Origin of the sequence: Desulfobulbus oligotrophicus, assembly GCF_016446285.1 — a bacterium.
Lineage (GTDB): Bacteria > Desulfobacterota > Desulfobulbia > Desulfobulbales > Desulfobulbaceae > Desulfobulbus > Desulfobulbus oligotrophicus.
The window spans coordinates 725,139-744,543 of record NZ_CP054140.1; the positions used below are offsets into that span (position 1 = coordinate 725,139).

The 19,405-nt window shown below is 54.9% G+C and carries 20 protein-coding genes; 17 read left to right on the top strand and 3 right to left on the bottom strand.

The genetic code is table 11. From position 1 onward, the window contains the following. Positions 1-63 precede the first annotated feature (63 nt). The 7 genes from HP555_RS03340 (at position 64) to HP555_RS03370 (ending at position 7,107) form a co-directional block, all read left to right on the top strand. Positions 64-948 (top strand): DMT family transporter, encoded by an 885-nt coding sequence (locus tag HP555_RS03340; RefSeq protein ID WP_199263779.1) that lies wholly within the window; start codon positions 64-66, stop codon positions 946-948. A 221-nt stretch (positions 949-1,169) separates the two neighbouring features. Continuing rightward, positions 1,170-2,855 (top strand): energy-dependent translational throttle protein EttA, encoded by a 1,686-nt coding sequence (gene ettA, locus HP555_RS03345; protein ID WP_199263780.1) that lies wholly within the window; start codon positions 1,170-1,172, stop codon positions 2,853-2,855. A 232-nt stretch (positions 2,856-3,087) separates the two neighbouring features. Next, entirely contained in the window at positions 3,088-4,239 is a 1,152-nt protein-coding gene (metX, locus tag HP555_RS03350) for a homoserine O-acetyltransferase MetX (RefSeq protein ID WP_199263781.1), read from the top strand. Beyond that, positions 4,223-4,858 (top strand): methionine biosynthesis protein MetW, encoded by a 636-nt coding sequence (gene metW / locus HP555_RS03355; RefSeq protein ID WP_199263782.1) that lies wholly within the window; start codon positions 4,223-4,225, stop codon positions 4,856-4,858. Before metX ends, metW begins: the two co-directional genes overlap by 17 nt. Positions 4,859-4,881: 23 nt before the next feature. Then, positions 4,882-5,847 carry a serine O-acetyltransferase gene (locus HP555_RS03360; RefSeq protein WP_199263783.1) on the top strand — a complete coding sequence of 322 codons (966 nt, stop codon included), beginning with the start codon at positions 4,882-4,884 and terminating at the stop codon, positions 5,845-5,847. After that, on the top strand, positions 5,847-6,773 hold the full coding sequence (cysK, locus tag HP555_RS03365) for a cysteine synthase A (protein WP_199263784.1): 927 nt from the start codon (positions 5,847-5,849) through the stop codon (positions 6,771-6,773). Before HP555_RS03360 ends, cysK begins: the two co-directional genes overlap by 1 nt. Positions 6,774-6,897: 124 nt before the next feature. Next, on the top strand, positions 6,898-7,107 hold the full coding sequence (locus tag HP555_RS03370; protein ID WP_199263785.1) for a hypothetical protein: 210 nt from the start codon (positions 6,898-6,900) through the stop codon (positions 7,105-7,107). 108 nt (positions 7,108-7,215) lie between these two features. Here HP555_RS03370 and HP555_RS03375 read toward each other — a convergent pair whose 3' ends face one another. Continuing rightward, positions 7,216-8,904, bottom strand: coding sequence for an FAD-dependent oxidoreductase (locus HP555_RS03375; protein ID WP_199263786.1), 1,689 nt, complete (start codon positions 8,902-8,904; stop codon positions 7,216-7,218). Between the two features lie 169 nt (positions 8,905-9,073). Between HP555_RS03375 and HP555_RS03380 the strand changes: the two genes are divergently transcribed. From HP555_RS03380 to HP555_RS03415, 8 genes are all read left to right on the top strand, one after another. Next, complete coding sequence (locus HP555_RS03380; protein ID WP_199263787.1) at positions 9,074-10,471, top strand: sigma-54 interaction domain-containing protein; 1,398 nt, start codon at positions 9,074-9,076, stop codon at positions 10,469-10,471. A 165-nt stretch (positions 10,472-10,636) separates the two neighbouring features. After that, entirely contained in the window at positions 10,637-11,134 is a 498-nt protein-coding gene (locus HP555_RS03385) for a NifB/NifX family molybdenum-iron cluster-binding protein (RefSeq protein ID WP_199263788.1), read from the top strand. Positions 11,135-11,164: 30 nt separating this feature from the next. Next, the gene (locus tag HP555_RS03390; RefSeq protein ID WP_199263789.1) at positions 11,165-11,398 is read left to right on the top strand and encodes a hypothetical protein; all 234 of its coding nucleotides are present in this window, start codon (positions 11,165-11,167) and stop codon (positions 11,396-11,398) included. 88 nt (positions 11,399-11,486) lie between these two features. Continuing rightward, positions 11,487-11,885, top strand: coding sequence for a DNA-binding transcriptional response regulator (locus tag HP555_RS03395; RefSeq protein WP_199263790.1), 399 nt, complete (start codon positions 11,487-11,489; stop codon positions 11,883-11,885). Continuing rightward, positions 11,882-12,745, top strand: a complete 864-nt coding sequence (locus HP555_RS03400; protein ID WP_199263791.1) for an ATP-binding protein — start codon at positions 11,882-11,884, stop codon at positions 12,743-12,745. Before HP555_RS03395 ends, HP555_RS03400 begins: the two co-directional genes overlap by 4 nt. Beyond that, positions 12,733-13,638, top strand: a complete 906-nt coding sequence (locus HP555_RS03405; RefSeq protein WP_199263792.1) for a nucleotide-binding protein — start codon at positions 12,733-12,735, stop codon at positions 13,636-13,638. The genes HP555_RS03400 and HP555_RS03405 overlap by 13 nt, the downstream gene beginning before the upstream one ends. 29 nt (positions 13,639-13,667) lie before the next feature. Next, positions 13,668-14,042, top strand: coding sequence for a NifB/NifX family molybdenum-iron cluster-binding protein (locus HP555_RS03410; RefSeq protein WP_199263793.1), 375 nt, complete (start codon positions 13,668-13,670; stop codon positions 14,040-14,042). A gap of 21 nt (positions 14,043-14,063) precedes the next feature. After that, the gene (locus tag HP555_RS03415) at positions 14,064-14,423 is read left to right on the top strand and encodes a NifB/NifX family molybdenum-iron cluster-binding protein (protein ID WP_199263794.1); all 360 of its coding nucleotides are present in this window, start codon (positions 14,064-14,066) and stop codon (positions 14,421-14,423) included. A gap of 195 nt (positions 14,424-14,618) precedes the next feature. Here the strand turns inward: HP555_RS03415 and HP555_RS03420 are convergent, their stop codons facing one another. Both HP555_RS03420 and HP555_RS03425 read right to left on the bottom strand, forming a co-directional pair. After that, on the bottom strand, positions 14,619-15,881 hold the full coding sequence (locus HP555_RS03420; protein ID WP_408639840.1) for an MFS transporter: 1,263 nt from the start codon (positions 15,879-15,881) through the stop codon (positions 14,619-14,621). A 185-nt stretch (positions 15,882-16,066) separates the two neighbouring features. Further along, entirely contained in the window at positions 16,067-16,498 is a 432-nt protein-coding gene (locus HP555_RS03425) for a PilZ domain-containing protein (protein ID WP_199263796.1), read from the bottom strand. A 303-nt stretch (positions 16,499-16,801) separates the two neighbouring features. Here HP555_RS03425 and HP555_RS03430 point away from each other — a divergent pair, with 303 nt between their 5' ends. Further along, positions 16,802-17,299, top strand: a complete 498-nt coding sequence (locus HP555_RS03430; protein ID WP_199263797.1) for a universal stress protein — start codon at positions 16,802-16,804, stop codon at positions 17,297-17,299. Between the two features lie 522 nt (positions 17,300-17,821). After that, complete coding sequence (gene ilvC / locus HP555_RS03435) at positions 17,822-19,297, top strand: ketol-acid reductoisomerase (RefSeq protein ID WP_199263798.1); 1,476 nt, start codon at positions 17,822-17,824, stop codon at positions 19,295-19,297. The last annotated feature ends 108 nt before the right edge of the window (positions 19,298-19,405 follow it).

Genomic DNA, 19,405 nt, shown 5'->3' on the forward strand with positions numbered 1-19,405 from the left:
CTGTGCCGGCAGCACTTCCATTGCAGAACAACTGCTTTCAAAACAAACAAGACCTATCCAAGAATGCAAGAAGAAAAACAGCATACCTTTGGCGCAGATTTCCTTCTGCTGCTGGTTGCCCTGATCTGGGGATTCGGCTTTGTCGCTCAAAGAGCGGGCATGGAGCATCTGGGCCCTTACACCTTCAACGGCATCCGGTTTCTTTTTGGCTCCTTCTGCCTCCTGCCGCTTGTATTGCGCCAACAACCCAGACAGCACGACCACACAAAAAACCAAATCTCACTGACCAAAGCAGGGCTGATAGCAGGGGTCATGCTCTTTGCCGCGGCCACCTTTCAGCAGGTTGGCCTGCAGTACACCACGGCCGGCAAGGCTGGTTTCATAACCGGGCTCTATGTGGTTCTGGTACCGTTGATCGGCCTGCTCTGGGGGCAGAAGACCACGGCCGGCACCTGGCTCGGTGCAGCAGCCGCTGCTGTCGGCCTGTACTTGCTCAGTGTGAACGAGGACTTTTCCATAGAACCCGGAGATCTCTTAGAGCTGTTCGGCGCTGTTTTCTGGGCAGGGCATGTGCTGGTTCTGGCCTACCTTTCGCCACGAACAAATCCGGTACGGCTGGCCATGGTCCAGTGCGTGGTCTGCGGTGTGTTGAGCCTGGCTGTCAGCCTCGTCACCGAATCATTCAGCCTGGCTGCTCTTAGCGATGCCGCCATACCGCTCATCTACGGCAGTGTCTTTTCCGTGGCCGCCGGGTACACCTTACAGGTTGTGGTGCAACGCAAGGCACATCCTTCCCATGCCGCCATTCTTCTCAGCCTTGAGTCGCCCTTTGCCGCCCTGGGCGGTTGGCTCCTGCTGGGGGAAATCCTCTCTGGTCGGGCCATGGTCGGCTGCGCGCTGATGCTGACCGGAATGCTGGCCTCCCAGCTGTGGACCAGAACACGGTAAACTACATCCCTAAAAGCAGATCAACATGTCTGCAGGCGGTCTTTCCACCTGTTTCACCCGCATCTTCCCGGTTCAAGGCGATTGCCGGAACAACGGTGTGCTGGTAAGATAGCACCTGTCCTGAGACTTTTATCACCGACTGCCGGAGAGCACGATCAGATCGATCCGTTCTCCGGCAGCGGTTGCAAATACATTTCCACAGAGGAGAAAAAAGAGAATACATGGCCAATGAACCAAACAAAATCATCTATTCGATGATCAAAGTCAGTAAAAAATACAACCAGAAGCAAATTTTAAAAGACATCTCCCTCTCCTACTTCCATGGGGCTAAGATCGGGGTGCTTGGCCTTAACGGCTCCGGCAAGAGTACCCTGTTGCGTATTCTGGCCGGTATAGACAAGGAACATGAGGGAAAGACCGTCCTCTCGGAAGGCTATACCATCGACTATCTGCCCCAGGAACCTGCTCTCGACCCGGACAAGACCGTCCGTGCAATCGTTGAGGAGGGGGCACAGACCACGGTTGACCTGCTCAACGAGTTCAACGCTATCAACGAAAAATTTGCCGAGCCCATGGACGATGATGCCATGCAGGCTCTGATCGAACGCCAGGCCCAGGTACAGGATCGACTTGATGCAGTGGACGCCTGGAACCTGGACTCACGCCTGGAGATGGCCATGGACGCCTTACGCTGTCCACCGGCGGACACACCCTGCGGTGTGCTTTCCGGTGGGGAGCAACGACGGGTGGCTCTGTGTCGTATCCTCCTGAAAAACCCGGATATCCTACTTTTAGACGAGCCCACCAACCACCTGGATGCCGAGTCTGTGTCGTGGCTGGAACAGCATCTGCAGAAATACCCAGGAACCGTGATCGCTGTTACCCACGATCGTTACTTTCTCGACAATGTGGCCGGCTGGATCCTTGAACTTGACCGCGGTCATGGCATTCCCTGGAAGGGAAATTACTCGTCCTGGCTGGAACAGAAGCAAAAACGACTGGCAACAGAGGAGAAAAAGGAAACGGAACGCCAACGTACCCTGGCCCGCGAGCTGGAATGGATCCGCATGAGCCCGAAAGGACGACGGACAAAGTCAAAGGCCCGCATCACAGCCTATGAAAACCTGCTCAATCAGCAGAGCGACAAGGTTGCCGCAGATCTTGAGATCTATATCCCACCGGGTCCGCGGTTGGGAAAACTGGTTATTGAGGCCAGGGATCTCAGTAAAGCCTATGAAGACAGGCTCCTGATGGATACGCTCAACTTCTCCCTGCCACCGGGCGGTATTGTCGGCATCATCGGTCCCAACGGTGCCGGCAAGACCACCCTGTTTCGCATGATCACCGGCCAGGAACAGCCCACCAGCGGGACGATTCGTGTTGGTGAGACGGTCAAACTGACCCATGTGGATCAGTCCCGGGAGGCACTGCAGCCGGATGACACGGTCTTTCAGGCGATCAGCGAGGGCCAGGAGACCATCTGGCTCGGCACCCGGGAGGTCAATGCCCGCGCCTATGTGGCTAAATTCAACTTCAGCGGCAGCGATCAGCAACAGAAGGTGAGCGAGATCTCCGGCGGCCAGCGTAACCGGGTCCATCTGGCCCGCATGCTTAAAGACGGTGGTAACGTGCTGCTGCTGGACGAGCCGACCAACGACCTGGACGTGAACACCATGCGTGCCCTGGAAGAGGCCCTGGAGAACTTTGCGGGCTGCGCGGTGATCATCAGTCACGATCGATGGTTTCTCGACCGTATCGCCACCCACATCCTTGCCTTTGAAGGCAATTCCGAAGTGGTGTGGTTTGAAGGCAATTACTCGGATTACGAACAGGACTATAAAAAACGCAAAGGGGCAGATGCGGATCAACCCCACCGTATCCGCTACCGTCAGCTCACCCGCGATTAGGCCGGCATGTGCTCCTCCGAGTATCTTTTCCGGCATGCCGCGGAGGAGCCTCCAGCCACCTGTTGGTCTTGCCGTATAGCACAGCAGCCACATCACGGCCACCCGCCCCCGATTTCCTGTGGCATAAGTCCTGGTCCATGCTTATACATTTGACCTATGCCTGTTGCAGATCCGGATGCCTGTAAAACTTACGCCATGAAACACTCGCCACTCCAGTAAAGGACAGATGACCATGAGCCCCTCTGCCGACAATGAACATGCACCACTGTTGGTGGAACGCCGATACTTTACCTTTGCCGAGCCTCCCAAACAGATGCAGCTCGACTGCGGTGCACACCTGGGCCCGATTACCCTTGCCTACGAGACACTGGGTGAGCTGAACGCCGACCGGTCCAACGCCATCCTGATTCTGCACGCGTTCTCCGGTGACTCCCATGTTGCCGGCCGCCTGAGTATCGATGATGAACGACCGGGCTGGTGGGACAACATGGTCGGCCCGGGAAAACCGGTGGACACCTCCCGTTATTTTGTCATCTGCTCCAACATTCTCGGCGGCTGCTCCGGCTCTACCGGTCCCTCATCGATCGACCTTGCAACCGGTAAACCGTACGGCCTGCATTTTCCCATGGTCACCATCAAGGATATGGTGCGGGCGCAAAAACACCTGATCGATCACCTGGGGATCAGCACCCTGATGGCACTGATCGGTGGTTCGGTGGGCGGCATGCAGGTGTTACGCTGGTGTGCCGACTTTCCGGAAATGGTGGGTTCCGCCATTCCCATGGCCACAACCACTAGGCATTCGGCTCAGGCCATTGCCTTTAATGAGGTGGCACGACAGGCAATCATGGCTGATCCGGCCTGGAACAACGGTGACTACTATGGGGGGGGCGGTCCGGCCCATGGTCTGGCGGTCGCACGCATGATCGGGCACGTCACCTATCTGTCCGATGAGGCCATGCGGGAAAAGTTCGGTCGCCGTCTGCATCGCAACGCCCTTTCCTTTGACTTTACCGGTGACTTCCAGGTGGAAAGCTATCTCCACCATCAGGGTAAAAAGTTTGTCAATCGTTTTGACGCCAACTCGCTGCTCTACATCACCAAGGCCGCCGACTACTTTGATCTTGAACGCGGCGGCAACCAGCTCATCAACGAAGCTCTTGCCAATGTACCCTTCCTCATCATCTCCTTTACTTCGGACTGGCTTTACCCCACCTACCAGTCCCGTGACATTGTCTCTGCCCTGAAAAAGAACGGCAGCGATGTCAGCTTCTGTGAGATTGAGGCTCAAGGGGGCCATGACGCCTTCCTGCTGCCGAACAGGCGACTGGATGGCCTGGTCAGCGGTTTTCTCGATCGGGTATATCATGACCGCTGTTTATAATCAGGAACTCGGCAATATGCGGTTTGATCTCCAGGTCATTGCCTCCTGGATTGAACCCGGCTCACGGGTGCTGGATCTTGGCTGTGGGAACGGTGATCTGCTGTATTACCTCAAGCATCACAAGCAGGTGATCGGCACGGGCATTGAATTTTCCGAGGAGAAAGCCGCCCGTTGCATAGAACGCGGTCTCACTGTGCTGCAGGGGGACTTCCGGCATGAAGTGAAAGACTATCCCAAAGGCCGGTTTGATGTGGTTGTGCTCAGTCAGACCCTGCAGCAGATTCAAGACCCCAAGGAACTGCTCATCGATCTGCTGTGGATCGGCCGGCGGGTGATTGTCAGCTTTCCCAACTTCGGCCACTGGTCAGCCCGGCTGCAACTCCTGTTCACAGGGATGGCACCAGTTAACGATCAACTGCCCTACGAGTGGTACAATACTCCCAACATTCGGGTTATCACCATCAAAGATTTCAAACGTTTTTTACACCTGTTCGGCCTGCGCATTGTTCGCGAGGTGGCAATCAATACCCATCATCACGAATTCAAGGGCAATATTATCCGAACGTTGAAAAACCTGCGCGCCACCTACGGCATCATGATGCTGGAGCGCGTCACCTGAACTTTCTTTCCTCAGAGATTACCATGCCGCAACACGACATACGAGCTGACAGTTGCAGAATCGAAGCCTTTACCGCCGAGCGGATGCGCAACCCGATACCGGCGGCAGTGAACGCCCTGGTTGAGGGCTTTAAAAACGGTCGCTGGACAAGTCATATCGAGCCGGTACCGATCCCCTCAAAGGGGGAGGTCATCGATCTGATCGAACAGGCGCAGTGTATTCTCTTCCCTGGTTTTTTTGCAAAAGACATCCTCAGACCGGAAAACCTGGACTATCATCTCGGCCGACAGCTCAGTCTGTTTTACGAAAATCTGGCCAATCAGATCAGCTCGGCCATCCGTCATGACTGTTTCCGGCACAACCAGGCCTGCATCCTGTGCAATGAACGGAGCTATGAATACGCTGCAGCGCTGATCGACAGCCTGCCGACCATCCGTAATCTCCTGGAAACCGATATTGAAGCCACCCTGACCGGTGATCCGGCCGCCGGTAACGCAGACGAGGTTATCTTCAGCTATCCCGGGCTGTTTGCAACCATGATCTATCGGCTGGCCCATCGTCTCTATGAACTGAATGTTCCTCTCATCCCGCGGATCATGAGCGAACATGCCTATCACCGCACCGCCATTGACATCAACCCGGAAGCCAGTATCGGCTCCCACTTTTTCATTGATCACGGCGCCGGAGTGGTGGTCGGTGCCACAACCACCATTGGCAACAGGGTGCGGCTCTACCAGGGCGTTACCCTGGGCGCTCTGTCACTGCCCCGGGATGCCGGTGAACGGCTGCGCAATGTCAAGCGCCATCCCACCATTGAAGACGACGTCATCATCTATGCCAATGCCACCATCCTCGGTGGTGCCACCGTGATCGGGGCACGATCCATCATCGGCGGCAACGTCTGGTTGACCGAATCTGTGGGCCCGGACACCAGAGTGATGCTCGAACCGCCCAAACTGGTCTACATCGGTGAAAAAGGAGAACAGTGATGCGATCATCCACCCTGTACAGCGATTTTACGGAAGCGGTCGGCGCAACACCACTGGTACGGCTGCACCGATTGAGCACAGCAGCTGAGTTGCTGGCCAAGGTTGAATCCTGCAATCCCCTGGGGAGTGTCAAAGACCGCATTGCCGTGGCCATGGTTGCGGATGCGGAACAACAGGGCCTGCTGCAACCCGGTACCACCATTATTGAACCCACCAGCGGCAACACCGGTATCGGGCTGGCCTTTGTCTGTGCCAGCCGTGACTATAAATTGATCCTGACCATGCCGGAGAGCATGAGTATCGAGCGCCGCAAACTGCTCAGTCACCTGGGGGCACACCTTGTTCTGACACCGGCGGCTGGTGGAATGACAGGTGCACTGACCAAAGCCAGGGAAATTCAGGCGCAAACACCAGGTTCCTGGTTACCGGATCAGTTCAGCAATCCGGCCAATCCGGCAATCCATCGTCGCACCACCGGTCCGGAAATCTGGCAACAGTGTAACGGCAGTATCGATGCCCTGGTAGCTGGCGTGGGAACCGGCGGCACCATCAGCGGTGCCGGTGGGTATCTCAGGGAGCAGAATCCGGATCTGCACGTTGTGGCGGTTGAACCGGCGGCTTCACCGGTTCTGTCCGGCGGTTCGCCCGGCCCGCATAAAATCCAGGGCATTGGCGCTGGTTTTGTACCGGATAATCTGGATCGAACGGTTGTTGATGAGGTCATGACCGTGGACAATGAAGAGGCCATTGTTCAGGCACGTAACCTTGCCCGTTGCCAGGGTATTCTTGGCGGTATTTCCAGCGGCGCCGCCCTGACGGCAGCGTTGCGGTTGGCAGACCGCCCCGAATTCAGCGGTAAACGGATTGTGGTCATTTTGCCTGATACCGGTGAACGTTATCTGAGCACGGAACTGATGGCCGCATGACCCCGCCTGCCGGGACTGCCGGACACAGCTGAAGTGGACGGCCCATACCGATCAGAACCCGCTCTTTTTGTCGTGCAGCGGTTGCAATGACCAACTGTACACGTGTGGAGTAATGGAACCAGCAATGAAGGAACACCTGCGACAGACACTGCAGCGCCGCCTCGACATCCTGCGGGAGGAGACGGCCTTTTTCCCCGCTGATCTGGGTATCGAGCCGAAACAACTGCTCAGGGAAACCGTGGAAGAAGACCTGGCGATCGCCAAAGTTGATGGCAATCAGAAGGAGATTGAACAGTGGACCCTGGCCCTGTCTTTACTTGATGAACTCACCTGACCATCCACCCGCCTTTCTGCTGATCCTTTCACCACTTGCAGCGGATACGACTGCAAACACCCGGACAGTCGACTGCTGACCGTCCGGGTGAAGAGTACCGGCCACTGATTATCTCTTGCGCGGATAGGGCCAGGCCACGATACCGCCCTCCATCACCTTCACATTGGTGTACCCGTGGGCGCGGAGAATGCATTCAACTTCGTAACCCCGCAGCGAGATCTTACAAAAACAGATGATCTCAGCGGCTTTGTCCGCCGGCAGCTCATCCAGCCGGGAGCGCAGGGTGCCAAGTGGAATCAGGTGTTCGCCGACACCCAGGTGCATCTCCTCATACTCATCCGGGTTGCGGCCATCCAGAAGAAACAATTTTTCTCCGGCCTGCAGCTTTTCCCAGACCTCGCGTACACGTATACCGGTCATCCGCCCCTGCAGTTTATTCTCCATGATGTGGCCAGCGGTTATGAAGTGGTCAATGGCCGGTGAAAAAGGCGGAGCATAGGGCAGATCGGCATGAACAGTTTCGGCAAGGGTGAGTTTAGCCTGGACAGCCATGGCAGCGGTGGCGATCTGTCGACTGACATCGCCGAGACCAACGCACTGGTAACCGAGAATCTGCTGGTGTTCGTCAACCAGCAGTTTGGAGATGAGGATCCTGGCTCCCATGAACCCGGGCTTATCCGGGCTGGCATTCACCACCGTGGTATAGTTGCGCAAGCCGGACTTTTCAGCTGCCTGTTCGGAGAGGCCGGTGGAACCGGCGGTGAACTGGAAGACCTTGCAGATGGCAGTATGCGCTGTGCCGGGAAAGGTGACCGTGTTGCCGACAACAATATTTTCGCCGACAACGCGCCCCGCCAGGTTGGCAAGGTCGCCCATGGGTGCAAACACCGGCTTCCGGGTGATACGACTCGGGATCTCCGTGCAGTCACCGGCTGCGTAAATGGCCGGATCCGAGGTCTGCAGGTACTGGTTGACCGTGATACCGCCACATTCACCGATACTCAGACCTGCTTCACGGGCCAGCCCGCTGTTGGGCCGCACACCAACCGCAAGCACTGCCAGACCGCAGTCGATCGTTTTGCCGTCAGCCAGTTGAACACCGGTTAATCGGCCATTGTCGCCTATAAAAGCACTGACACCGACACCGGTCAGAACCTGAGCCCCCTGGGATCGCATATGATTTTCAACAAGCTTGGCCAGGTCCCAGTCAAGAAAGTTGAGCACCTGATCCATTGCTTCGACGAGCGTCACCTGAATGCCTGAACTCTGCAGCGCCTCACATACCTCAACGCCGATCAGTCCTCCACCGACTATCACCGCATTTTTAACCTCACCGGCATCACGGACCGCCCGCAGATAATCGGTGTCCGCCATGGTCAGCAGGGTGGTGATTCCTGCCAGATTAATCCCGGGAATCGGTGGTTTGACGGCAACAGCACCGGTGGCGATGACCAGTCTGTCGTAGGCTATGGTCTGCTCTGTACCGTTTTTAAGGTCACGACAGTGGACCTGCCTGGCGTTCCGATCGATGGCTCTCACCTCGGTTTCAACCAGGGCCTTGATATTTTTGGCCTTCTGGAAGAAGGTCGGATCACGGATGACACCGGCCGGCGTGCACAACAGCTGCCGGCGGTCGTTAAATACACCCCCGATATAGTAGGGATAGCCGCAGGCGGCCATGGAGAGTTCCGGTGATTTCTGAATAATGGTGATGTCGGCAAATTCATCAAGCCGGCGTGCCTTGGACGCTGCCTTGGCTCCGGCAGCTGATCCACCGATCACAACAATCTTTTTCATGGATGCTATTCCTGTTGGTTGAGTAAAGAGTTCTGTTCATTACAGTCGTTCAGCATACATTTAATACCTGTGATCGACAAGTAATGTGCAGAATGATGATTGCATACCTCGACAATAATGATGATAACTGTATACAATTCTTTGAATTGATAACTGCAGAAAACAGAGCATGAGTAAAAAAACAGTCCAACAGCCCATCGAGGCGACCGACATTATTCTGGAAAGCATTTCAGACGGTGTGTTCACAGTGGACCATGAGTGGCGGATCACCTCGTTTAACCGGGCCGCTGAAGAGATAACCGGTGTACCGCGTCAAGAGGCCATTGGCCGGTTCTGCTGGGAGGTCTTTCGTTCCAACATGTGCGAGGGAGACTGTGCACTGCGTCGGAGCATGAAGGAGGGACGTTCCTTTGTCAGCAGCTCAACCTACATTATCTCCAGCGAAGGCAAGCGTATGCCCATCAACGTGTCCACGGCACCGCTCCGCAATGAGGCCGGTGAGATCCTCGGCGGAGTGGAGACCTTCCGTGACAACACGGTTGTTGAAGAGCTGCGTCGTGAGCTCAGCGGCACCTTTCACCAGGGAGATATGGTGAGCCGCAGCAAACTGATGCAACGGATCTTCTCCGTGCTGCCGCAAATCGCTGAAAGCGATTCAACGGTCCTGATTGAGGGTGAAACCGGGACCGGCAAAGAGCTGATGGCCAAATGCCTTCACGAACTCTCAACCCGGCGGGAAAAACCCTTTGTGGCCATTAACTGCGGCGCCCTGCCGGATACACTCCTCGAATCCGAACTGTTCGGCTACAAGACAGGGGCCTTCACCAATGCGGTGCGTGATAAACCCGGCTACTTTGCCGTGGCCGAAGGGGGGAGCATTCTGCTTGATGAAATCGGGGAGACCAGCCAGGCCTTTCAGGTCAAACTACTGCGGGTGCTGGAAGAACGGGAGTTTCAACCCCTTGGGGGGATCACCCGCAAACATGCCGATGTTCGCATTCTGGCTGCAACCAATCGCGATCTCGAAGCTCTGGTCGACGAGGGTACGTTTCGTCGCGATCTCTTCTACCGGATCAACATCGTCCGTTTAGTTCTCCCCCCTTTGCGTCAGCGCAAGGAGGACATACCTCTGCTGGTGGAACGGTTCATTGACAAGATGAACCGTCTGCGCGGCAAGGCAGTCACAGGCCTGGAACCGGCGGCTCTGGAGCGGCTGATGAGTCATGACTATCCGGGCAATATCCGCGAGCTGGAAAACATCATCGAACATGCCTTCATCCTGTGCAGCCAGGGCCGGATAGGTCTGCATCATCTTCCCGCCTCCCTCAGTCCCCGGGAAGCAGCAGCAGAGGCAACTTCTTCTCTTTCTATCCGTGCACAACAGCAGACCACCGAAGCCGAGATAATTCGCGAAGCCCTCATCCGTAATGCGTACAATCGCCTTGCAACAGCCCGTGAGCTCGGTATGCACAAGAGTACCCTGTATCGGAAGATCAAGAGGCTGAACCTTGCACTGCCCAATGTTGACGGCCGCAGTACCCGCAAAGATCACCCTACGGTTGCATGATCGCACCACTACAGTCGCACATCGTTGCACCCTTGCAACTGTAGCCGGCGACGCAGCCGACACCCCATGCGCAGTCGACAGCATATGATCATGTAACTTCAGCATGTTACATGCAACAGGCCCCTGCTGCTTCTTTTCCGGCCCTATTTTTGCAGAAGAAGTGGTATGAGAGCACGACGAACCATTGCCATCACGGTCTGGGGTGAACGGATTTCACCGGTCTTTGACTCAGCACGCACCCTGTTGATTGTTGAGATTGACGGGAACACCATAATCAACAGCGCCCATCTCACCTTTGATCCGGATCGACCGCTTGAACTTGTGCAGATGTTACAAAGACAGCAGGTGGCGCTGGTTATCTGCGGTGCGGTCTCAGAACAACCGGCAGCCATTCTTGAAACCGCAGGAATCCGGCTGCTTCCTTTTGTAGCCGGTGAGGTGAACCACATACTTGAGCGGTACTGCAAAGGCCGCTCTCTTGGTCGTGAATTCAGAATGCCGGGTTGCAGCAACAACTTCTGCTGCCACGGGAGGATTCGGCGCGGCAGAGAGATCAGTATAACAAAGTTGCCGCAGCAATACGGCAATCGAAAACGGGCTGGTTGCACTGACCTGTTGCCACACCGTCAGAGCAATGGTTCTGAGAAGCCAACACAAAAATAACAGAGTAAACTTCAATAAGGAGCAATACATATGCCAGGAATGAATGGAAAAGGTCCCATGGGAACAGGGCCGGTCGGCAAAGGCTTCGGTCCCTGTCAAACAGATACTGCAGGCCGGATGACGGAAGAAGAGCAAAGACAACAACCCGCTGACCTGAACCGGGCACAGGGTCTGCGCCGGGGTAACCGCTGCGGCTGCGGTGCGGGCAGAGGTGCTGGAGGCGGGCGAGGCGGTGGCCGCGGACAACGTGGCGGCAATCGATAGCCTTCTCCGCCCGATGTTGTCCTTCTCAAAGAAAACAGTTGTCCGTCCTTCAGGTTATGGCGGTAACAATTTTTTACGGAGTATAATTTTGACCATTGTTTTTATTGCCAAGGATTTCTCGCGCTTCGGCGCCCTTGTCTCCCGTCTGCGCCGGGAAAAGCATGTCGACCTGATTCCTGTGGTGACCGGCGCGGCCGGGTTGAGCCACCTGCAGGATGCATCGATTGATCTTGTCATTGTTGATGAACAGCTGGAAGACATGAGCGGTCTGGAATTTATCAACCGGTTGGTGAAGGTGAATCCCCTTGCCAACACTGCTCTTGTCGGTGCTCTGCCGGAAGAGGAGTTCCATGAGAGCACTGAGGGGTTGGGAGTTTTGCTGCAGCTGCCCCGTCAGCCCGGCGAACAGGATGCTGAAACGCTCCTGGCCGCTCTGAACAAGATCTCAGGATTGCTGCAACCGGCAACCGTACAGGCTGACTTATGATTATCAGTATTGCCAGTGGAAAAGGCGGTACCGGCAAGACCACCGTGGCCACCAACCTGGCGCAGGTCCTCGGCAACCGGGTGCAGTTGCTCGACTGTGATGTTGAAGAGCCGAACGCCCATCTGTTCTTACAGCCGACCTTTACCCAAAGCGAGCCGGTGACAACGCCGATTCCGCTGATTGACGAGACAAAGTGTACCTTCTGTCGAAAATGTGCGGATTTCTGCGAATTCAACGCCTTGGCCGTGGTGGGTAAACAGGTGCTGGTTTTTGCCGAACTCTGTCACAGCTGCGGTGGCTGCATGCTCGTCTGCCCGGAAGGAGCGATCACGGAAACCAGCCGCGAGTTGGGTACGCTCAATGTAGGGAACGCCGGGGAGGTTGCATTTGTCAACGGTCGTCTTCGGGTGGGCGAGGCCATGTCACCACCCCTGATTAAACGGGTCCGGGCTGCGGCTGACCCTGATCGCATCACCCTGATCGACGCCCCTCCGGGAACGTCTTGCCCTGTGATCGCGGCCATGCACGAAACCGATTTTGTCCTTCTGGTGACCGAACCCACCCCCTTTGGCTTGCATGACCTCAAGCTGGCGGTGGAGGCCGTCAAACTGCTTGGTATTCCTGCCGGGTTGGTTGTCAACCGGGCTGATATCGGTGATAACGCCGTCTTTCAGTATGCTGAAGAAGAGGAACTCCCGCTGTTGCTGACCATCCCCTTTGACCGGCAAATTGCCGAGGCCTATTCCCGCGGCAGGATGATGGTTGATGCGTTACCTGAGTGGCGACATCAATTTATCGAGCTGTTTGCTAAAATTGAACAGATCGTCAAGGTCAACAAGGAGGCGGCATGCGTGAATTAGTTATCATCAGCGGCAAAGGAGGGACCGGTAAAACCAGCCTGACCGCCGCTCTTGCGTCCCTTGCCGTCAACACTGTGCTGTGCGACGCCGACGTGGACGCTGCTGATCTGCATCTTCTGATGCAGCCTGAAATACGGCAGCACCACGATTTTATGGGCGGCAAATCAGCCAGGATCAACCCCGACCTTTGCACCGGATGTGATACCTGTCGTACCCTCTGCCGCTTCGACGCCATCAGCGAGCGGCTGGTGGTCGACCCTATCCGGTGCGAAGGCTGTGGTGTGTGCGTTCACTTTTGCCCGGCCGGGGCCATTGAATTTCCGGTCCAGCGCTGTGGTGAATGGTATGTCTCAGACACCCGTTTCGGCACCATGGTGCATGCCCGGCTCGGCATAGCTGAAGAGAACTCGGGCAAGCTGGTCAGTTTGATCCGCAAAGAGGCACGACAACTCGCAGAAGAGCACGGCCATGACCTCATCCTCACCGATGGCCCTCCCGGAATCGGTTGCCCGGTGATTGCAGCCATCGGCGGGGCCACGGCACTGCTTATCATCACTGAACCCACGGTTTCAGGTGTACATGATATGGAACGTGTGCTGGATCTCGCCGCTCACTTCAACGTACCGGGCATGGTGTGTATCAACAAGTTCGACCTCAACCCGGCAATGACCGAGACCATCGAGAATATTGCCCAAAAACGTAATGTAGCGGTTCTGGGAAAGATACCGTTTGATCCGGTCTTTACCCATGCCATGGTCGCCGGCAAGACCCTGCTTGAGTACGGCGAAGAAACACCGACGCATGAGGTGGTTCGGGAGATCTGGAACAAGATCATCACCTCACCTTCCATGCATTCCTATGGAATCGTGGATTTAAAAGCAACAATTCAATAACGATAGATGAACAAAAGGAGAAGAACACCATGGTGCGATTAGCGATCCCCTCCGAGGGACAGGGTGGTTTAGACGGCATGCGATCAGGTCATTTCGGCCACTGCGACGTCTTTACCTGCATTGATATCGAGAACGGGAAGATCACTCAGGTATCGATCCTACCCAACAGAGAACATGTGCAGGGCGGGTGTATGGTACCGGTTAACCTGTTGGCCGAAGCCGGAGTCAATGCGCTGGTTGTCGGCGGTATCGGCATGAGACCTCTGATGGGATTTAAACAGGCTGGTATAGATGTCTACCACGACGGCGTCCGTCCGGAGATCCGACCGGTGGTTGAAGATTTTTTGACTGGCAATCTGTCTAAAATCACAGATGACCAGGTCTGCGGCGGCGGGCAGCGTTAAACCGGTCACCAGGGAGACAACATGAAAGTAGCGGTAACATCCAAAGGGGTTCTGCTCAGCAGCGAGGTTGACCCTCGTTTCGGTCGCGCCCCCTACATTGTCATTGTCGATACCGAAACAATGGAATTTGAGGCTGTGGACAACAGCGCCAACGTCAACGCATTCCAGGGCGCAGGTATCAAGGCGGCAACCATGGTCAGTGATAAGGGCGCTGCAGTGCTGATGACCGGTTATTGCGGGCCCAAGGCCTTTACAACACTGGAAGCGGCCGGCGTCAAGGTGGTCAGCGATGTAACCGGTACTGTCCGTGATGCTGTCAACGCGTTCAAAGAAGGGGCCGTCACGTACTCCAGTGCACCGAACAAGGAGGCGCACTGGTAAGAACAGGGTTATCGTATCCTGTATAGCTGTCCATAACGACCGTTTAGAAGTGGAGCCTTTTCCTGTCTTCTAAACGGTCTTTTTTTATGTAAACATCAGGGAACGATCACCAAACGAGTTCTGCCTCATTCTTCCTTGGCACCAGAGCCGACAGCGCATCCTGCACACCGTGTGGTGCGGTGGTAATCCCAGGCGTTACCGTTTTCCCACCACCTCGTCTTCACGCACTTTGGACAGGATGAGGGCGCCGATCGCGAACAAAACCAGCAAACTGAGTACACCCCAACGGGTATCGCCTGTCAGCCGACCGACCAGCCCCATCAGAAACGGTCCGGTGATGGCGGCAAATTTCCCGAACACATTGTAGAAGCCAAAAAATTCAGCACTTTTTTCCGGAGGAATCAGGCGACCAAAAAAGCTGCGGCTCAGTGCCTGAATCCCCCCCATGGCAGAGGCAACAAGGAAGGCAATGCCCCAGAAAGCGAGCTTTTTCCAGAGCGGATCAATAATTGCCGGCAGAAAAAAGGCACCGACCGTTACCAGGCAGTAAAGAAGGATACCGGCCATCAGCATGGTTTTGGCGGTATACCGGGTGGCCAGGCGGCCGTAGATCAGGGCAAAGGGAAAGGCAACGATCTGAATAAACAACAGAACCACAATCAACAGCGAAATGCTGAAGCCAAGGTCACGGCCGTAGGCCGTAGCCATGGTGATAATGGTATCAACACCATCGATATAAAAAAAATAGGCCATGAGAAAGAGAAAGGCCTGCGGATACTGCCGGATCTCGAGCATGGTCTTCCCAATGCGGCGGAAGCTGTCACGAAAAGGTGTAGACGAAACAGGCAGTGCATGGATCTGCCGCAGGGTACCAACAGCGGGCAGCGAAAAACCCAGCCACCAGAGACCGACAACAACAAAGCCGATCCGTACCGATCCAACCGGCAGGGTATCACCGCCACCACCGATGAAAAGAAGTCCGATAACACCGACAAAAGGAATAACTGATCCGATATACCCATAGGCGTAACCGCGGGCGGAAATCAGATCCATGCGCTCAGGGGTGGTCACATCGACCAGAAAGGCGTCATAGAAGATATTCGCCCCGGCCCAGCCGACCCGGGCAAGAACAAACAGCAGAAGACAGAGCAGCCAGTGTCCTGCAGGGACAAGGGAAAGCGTTAAGTTGAAAAAGACACCGGCTAAAAGAAAACCAACGAAAAATATCTTTTTCCGGCCGGGATAATCGGCCATGGCCCCGAGCACCGGGGCAAGCAGCGCCAACGCGAGGGAAGCGGCAGCATTGGCAAACCCCCAGTTTGCCGTAGCAATGTGGGAAGGCTGCCCGGCAGCCATCACATCCTTGAAATAGATCGGCATGATCGCCGTGACCATAACCAGCACAAAAGCTGAATTGGCAACGTCGTAAAGAATCCAGTGGCGTTCTTCTCTGGTCATGTGCATACAGATTTGCTCGTTCGTCTATCCGGCAGATGCTTGAGGTTGAACTCAGCGGTGAAAGTGCGGTCTGTCTTTCACCTGTCTGGCGGTAACCGTCAGCACGGTCCCTCTGCCTCTTTTGTTACGTAACGGTCATCATCAGGTACAACTGATACTGTTGAGAAGGGACTCTGCGGATATTTTTAGAACGAGTAGACCCTGATGTCGGTGAACTCTGCACCGACCCGGTTTTTACTCAGGCTTTTGAGCCGGATTCTCCGCATTACCATCGATCCGGAGACCGAACGGTATTTGATGCGGAGATCATGTGCCTTAGCAATGCTGCGGCTGTACTGTGCAGGGACAGTAAAACCAACCCCCCCAATGGAGATATCGCTGAGATAAACCGGACATTCACTGCCGTTCTGAAGAATGATATAGGCCTTGCCACAGGTGGACTCTCTGCCGGATGCCCGGTGGTTCAGGGTGTAAAAGGTGGAATGTCCACAGGTACAGCGCACCATCTTTTTCCGTAACCCCGCCGGAATAACGACATACTGTTTTTTAGCGCAGCGATCGCAGGTGGTACGGATTCTTCCGTCCTTAACGTTGATGCTTTTGGTTCGGCCTGCCATGGGAACCTCCAACTGTTGAGACGATTTCCTCCAAATACACCCCGCCCGGGAAATTTTGTCAATGGGGAAGACGGGGACTGCCCTGTATTCTGCAGTGCAGAGAGCAATCGCGGATAAAAATGAGGCGGTGAAAAACAAATTGACACTTTCAGGTGGTTTTTGTATTGAATGTTATGTGCTTTTTGGAGGTTATGCTTTACCTGTGCACCGTTGCCTCCAATTTTTAACAGGTTCAGCCACCCGATGATCTGCCGGCCCCGAGCCTGGTCGGCCTAACGCTCCAAACACCACAAAAGAGGACACATGGTTCCGGCACCGATTATTCAAACTATTCTCTATGCAACTGATCTGGGGAAAAATGCCCGAGCAGTTTTTCGTCTGGCTGTCAGCATGGCCCGTCATTACGATGCCCGTCTGCTGATACTCAACGTTGTTGAACCGCTTGGTACCACCGGTTCCACCATCATTGCCAACTATCTTTCCGGTGAAACTGCAGAAAAGATCAACAGGGATGCTGCCCATGACATCCTGCACCATATGAAAGAACGGTTAGCCAGGTACAGTAAAGAGGAAATGGATGCCTTTGGCTTGGACTGGGCACCGCCAACCGATATTTTAGTGGCCACCGGTATACCCAGCGAGGTCATTTTACAGATTGCCAAGAGGTACGAGGCAGACATGATCGTTGTGGGCACCTCATCCCGCTCATTTCTTGGCAGTGCAATGATGGGCTCCACTGCTCGCCGTGTTTCCCGGCACAGTACTATCCCGGTGCTGGTGGTTCCAATCACTGAAGAGTAGGGCCTGCGGATGGACCGGTGCATCTCTGCTGCCTGCTGACACGGCGCGTCCGAAATATCGGGGAGGCGTCGCAGACATGGTCATTGGTACAAAGAGTACCGATGACCATAACATAGCAGTGCCCGTGTACAAAATGAATCTCTCCCAGGCTCCAACTGCTGCGACAAAGCCAGCAGCACTGAGGAAAACTCACATCTTTGTGCCCAATCGCCGGCCTGAACACCTTCTTCATCATTTCCCGGACACGCTGCATACAGCCGACAATACTCATACCGGTTAGCAACAGTACTTTTTTAGTTGCAACAACGACGTCAACGGCTGCCTGATCTGTTCAGGTATCGATAAACCGCTGCTGCGGGAAATGCATTGCCGCAGTGCAAAGCAGGGCAAACAAATCACTTTTCCCAACGGAAATATCGTGTATGTTAAACAACACAAAAAAAGGAGTCGGGAGACGGCAAGAGATATTCACCATCCCTTGCCGGGACAGACACCACATTTCAAAATAAAAAGGAATACAATATGAGACAAAACTATTTCAACACCTTACCGCTGCGTTTGCAGTTGGAAGAGTTGGGCAAATGCCGTTTTATGGATGAATCCGAATTCGCTGACGGTGTGAGCAGGCTCAAAGGTAAAAAGATCGTCATTGTCGGTTGTGGTGCCCAGGGGTTACACCAGGGGCTGAACCTGCGTGACTCGGGTCTGGACGTGTCGTATGCCCTGCGCGACTCCGCCATTAACGGGAAGCGACAGAGCTGGAAAAATGCCACTGATAACGGTTTCACCGTGGGCAACTATCAGCAGATGATTCCCACCGCCGACCTGGTCATCAACCTTACCCCTGACAAACAGCACTCCAATGTTGTCAATGCGGTTATGCCTCTGATGAAACAGGGGGCCTGCCTCTCCTACTCGCACGGGTTTAACATCGTTGAAGAGGGAATGCAGATTCGTCCCGACCTGACCGTCATCATGGTGGCTCCGAAAGCGCCGGGAACCGAGGTGCGTGAAGAGTATAAGCGAGGTTTCGGTGTGCCGACTCTGATCGCTGTACATCGGGAGAATGATCCCAACGGTGATGGGTGGGACATTGCCAAAGCCTACGCCGCCGCTACCGGCGGTCATCGGGCCGGTGTTCTGCAATCGTCCTTTGTGGCTGAGGTCAAATCCGATCTGATGGGTGAACAGACCATCCTCTGCGGGATGCTCCAGGCAGGCAGCCTGCTCTGCTTTGACAAGATGGTCAATGAAGGCATTGCCCCTGATTACGCCGCCAAACTGATCCAGTATGGCTGGGAAACCATCACTGAGGCGCTTAAACACGGTGGCATCACCAACATGATGGACCGGCTGACCAATCCCGCCAAACTGCAGGCTTTCTACCTCTCCGAAGAGATCAAGGAGATCCTGACACCACTTTTTGAACAGCACATGGACGACATCATGAGTGGGGAGTTCTCCAGAACCATGATGGAAGACTGGGACAATGACGACAAAAACCTGCTTGCCTGGCGTGCACAAACAGCGGAAACAGGTTTTGAAAAAACAGCCTCTTCTGCAGTTGCAATCAGTGAACAGGAGTATTTTGAGAAAGGTATCTTAATGGTGGCCATGATCAAGGCAGGGGTGGAACTGGCCTTTGACATCATGGTTGCCTCCGGTATCAGGGAGGAATCGGCTTACTATGAGAGTCTGCATGAGGTACCGCTGATCGCCAACCTGATTGCCCGCAAAAAACTCTATGAAATGAATGTGGTCATCTCTGATACCGCTGAATACGGCTGTTATCTGTTTGCACATCAGGCAGTGCCGCTACTGGCCGATTTCATGAAGGAGATCGGCACCAATGTCATTGGCAAGGGGCTGGATGTCAAGGACAGTGCTGTGGACAATATTGAACTGATTGCGGTCAATGCCGCTATTCGTTATACCGTTGTCGAGCAGGTGGGCGAAGAACTCCGCTCGCACATGAGTGCCATGAAGCCGATCATCTGACGGTTTTTTTCACAGTGCAATGCCCCCTCTGCTGCCCGGAGGGGGTTTTTTTATGTGGCGGACAATCTTCTGTTGCCTCCCCCAAAAACCGCAGACCATCGCTGCTAT

Bases quoted from the DNA above. Each gene is read 5' to 3' on its own strand.
- HP555_RS03340 (WP_199263779.1), top strand. From the start codon at position 64: ATGCAAGAAGAAAAACAGCATACCTTTGGCGCAGATTTCCTTCTGCTG.
- ettA (WP_199263780.1), top strand. From the start codon at position 1,170: ATGGCCAATGAACCAAACAAAATCATCTATTCGATGATCAAAGTCAGT.
- metX (WP_199263781.1), top strand. From the start codon at position 3,088: ATGAGCCCCTCTGCCGACAATGAACATGCACCACTGTTGGTGGAACGC.
- metW (WP_199263782.1), top strand. From the start codon at position 4,223: ATGACCGCTGTTTATAATCAGGAACTCGGCAATATGCGGTTTGATCTC.
- HP555_RS03360 (WP_199263783.1), top strand. From the start codon at position 4,882: ATGCCGCAACACGACATACGAGCTGACAGTTGCAGAATCGAAGCCTTT.
- cysK (WP_199263784.1), top strand. From the start codon at position 5,847: ATGCGATCATCCACCCTGTACAGCGATTTTACGGAAGCGGTCGGCGCA.
- HP555_RS03370 (WP_199263785.1), top strand. From the start codon at position 6,898: ATGAAGGAACACCTGCGACAGACACTGCAGCGCCGCCTCGACATCCTG.
- HP555_RS03375 (WP_199263786.1), bottom strand. From the start codon at position 8,904: ATGAAAAAGATTGTTGTGATCGGTGGATCAGCTGCCGGAGCCAAGGCA.
- HP555_RS03380 (WP_199263787.1), top strand. From the start codon at position 9,074: ATGAGTAAAAAAACAGTCCAACAGCCCATCGAGGCGACCGACATTATT.
- HP555_RS03385 (WP_199263788.1), top strand. From the start codon at position 10,637: ATGAGAGCACGACGAACCATTGCCATCACGGTCTGGGGTGAACGGATT.
- HP555_RS03390 (WP_199263789.1), top strand. From the start codon at position 11,165: ATGCCAGGAATGAATGGAAAAGGTCCCATGGGAACAGGGCCGGTCGGC.
- HP555_RS03400 (WP_199263791.1), top strand. From the start codon at position 11,882: ATGATTATCAGTATTGCCAGTGGAAAAGGCGGTACCGGCAAGACCACC.
- HP555_RS03405 (WP_199263792.1), top strand. From the start codon at position 12,733: ATGCGTGAATTAGTTATCATCAGCGGCAAAGGAGGGACCGGTAAAACC.
- HP555_RS03410 (WP_199263793.1), top strand. From the start codon at position 13,668: ATGGTGCGATTAGCGATCCCCTCCGAGGGACAGGGTGGTTTAGACGGC.
- HP555_RS03415 (WP_199263794.1), top strand. From the start codon at position 14,064: ATGAAAGTAGCGGTAACATCCAAAGGGGTTCTGCTCAGCAGCGAGGTT.
- HP555_RS03420 (WP_408639840.1), bottom strand. From the start codon at position 15,881: ATGACCAGAGAAGAACGCCACTGGATTCTTTACGACGTTGCCAATTCA.
- HP555_RS03425 (WP_199263796.1), bottom strand. From the start codon at position 16,498: ATGGCAGGCCGAACCAAAAGCATCAACGTTAAGGACGGAAGAATCCGT.
- HP555_RS03430 (WP_199263797.1), top strand. From the start codon at position 16,802: ATGGTTCCGGCACCGATTATTCAAACTATTCTCTATGCAACTGATCTG.
- ilvC (WP_199263798.1), top strand. From the start codon at position 17,822: ATGAGACAAAACTATTTCAACACCTTACCGCTGCGTTTGCAGTTGGAA.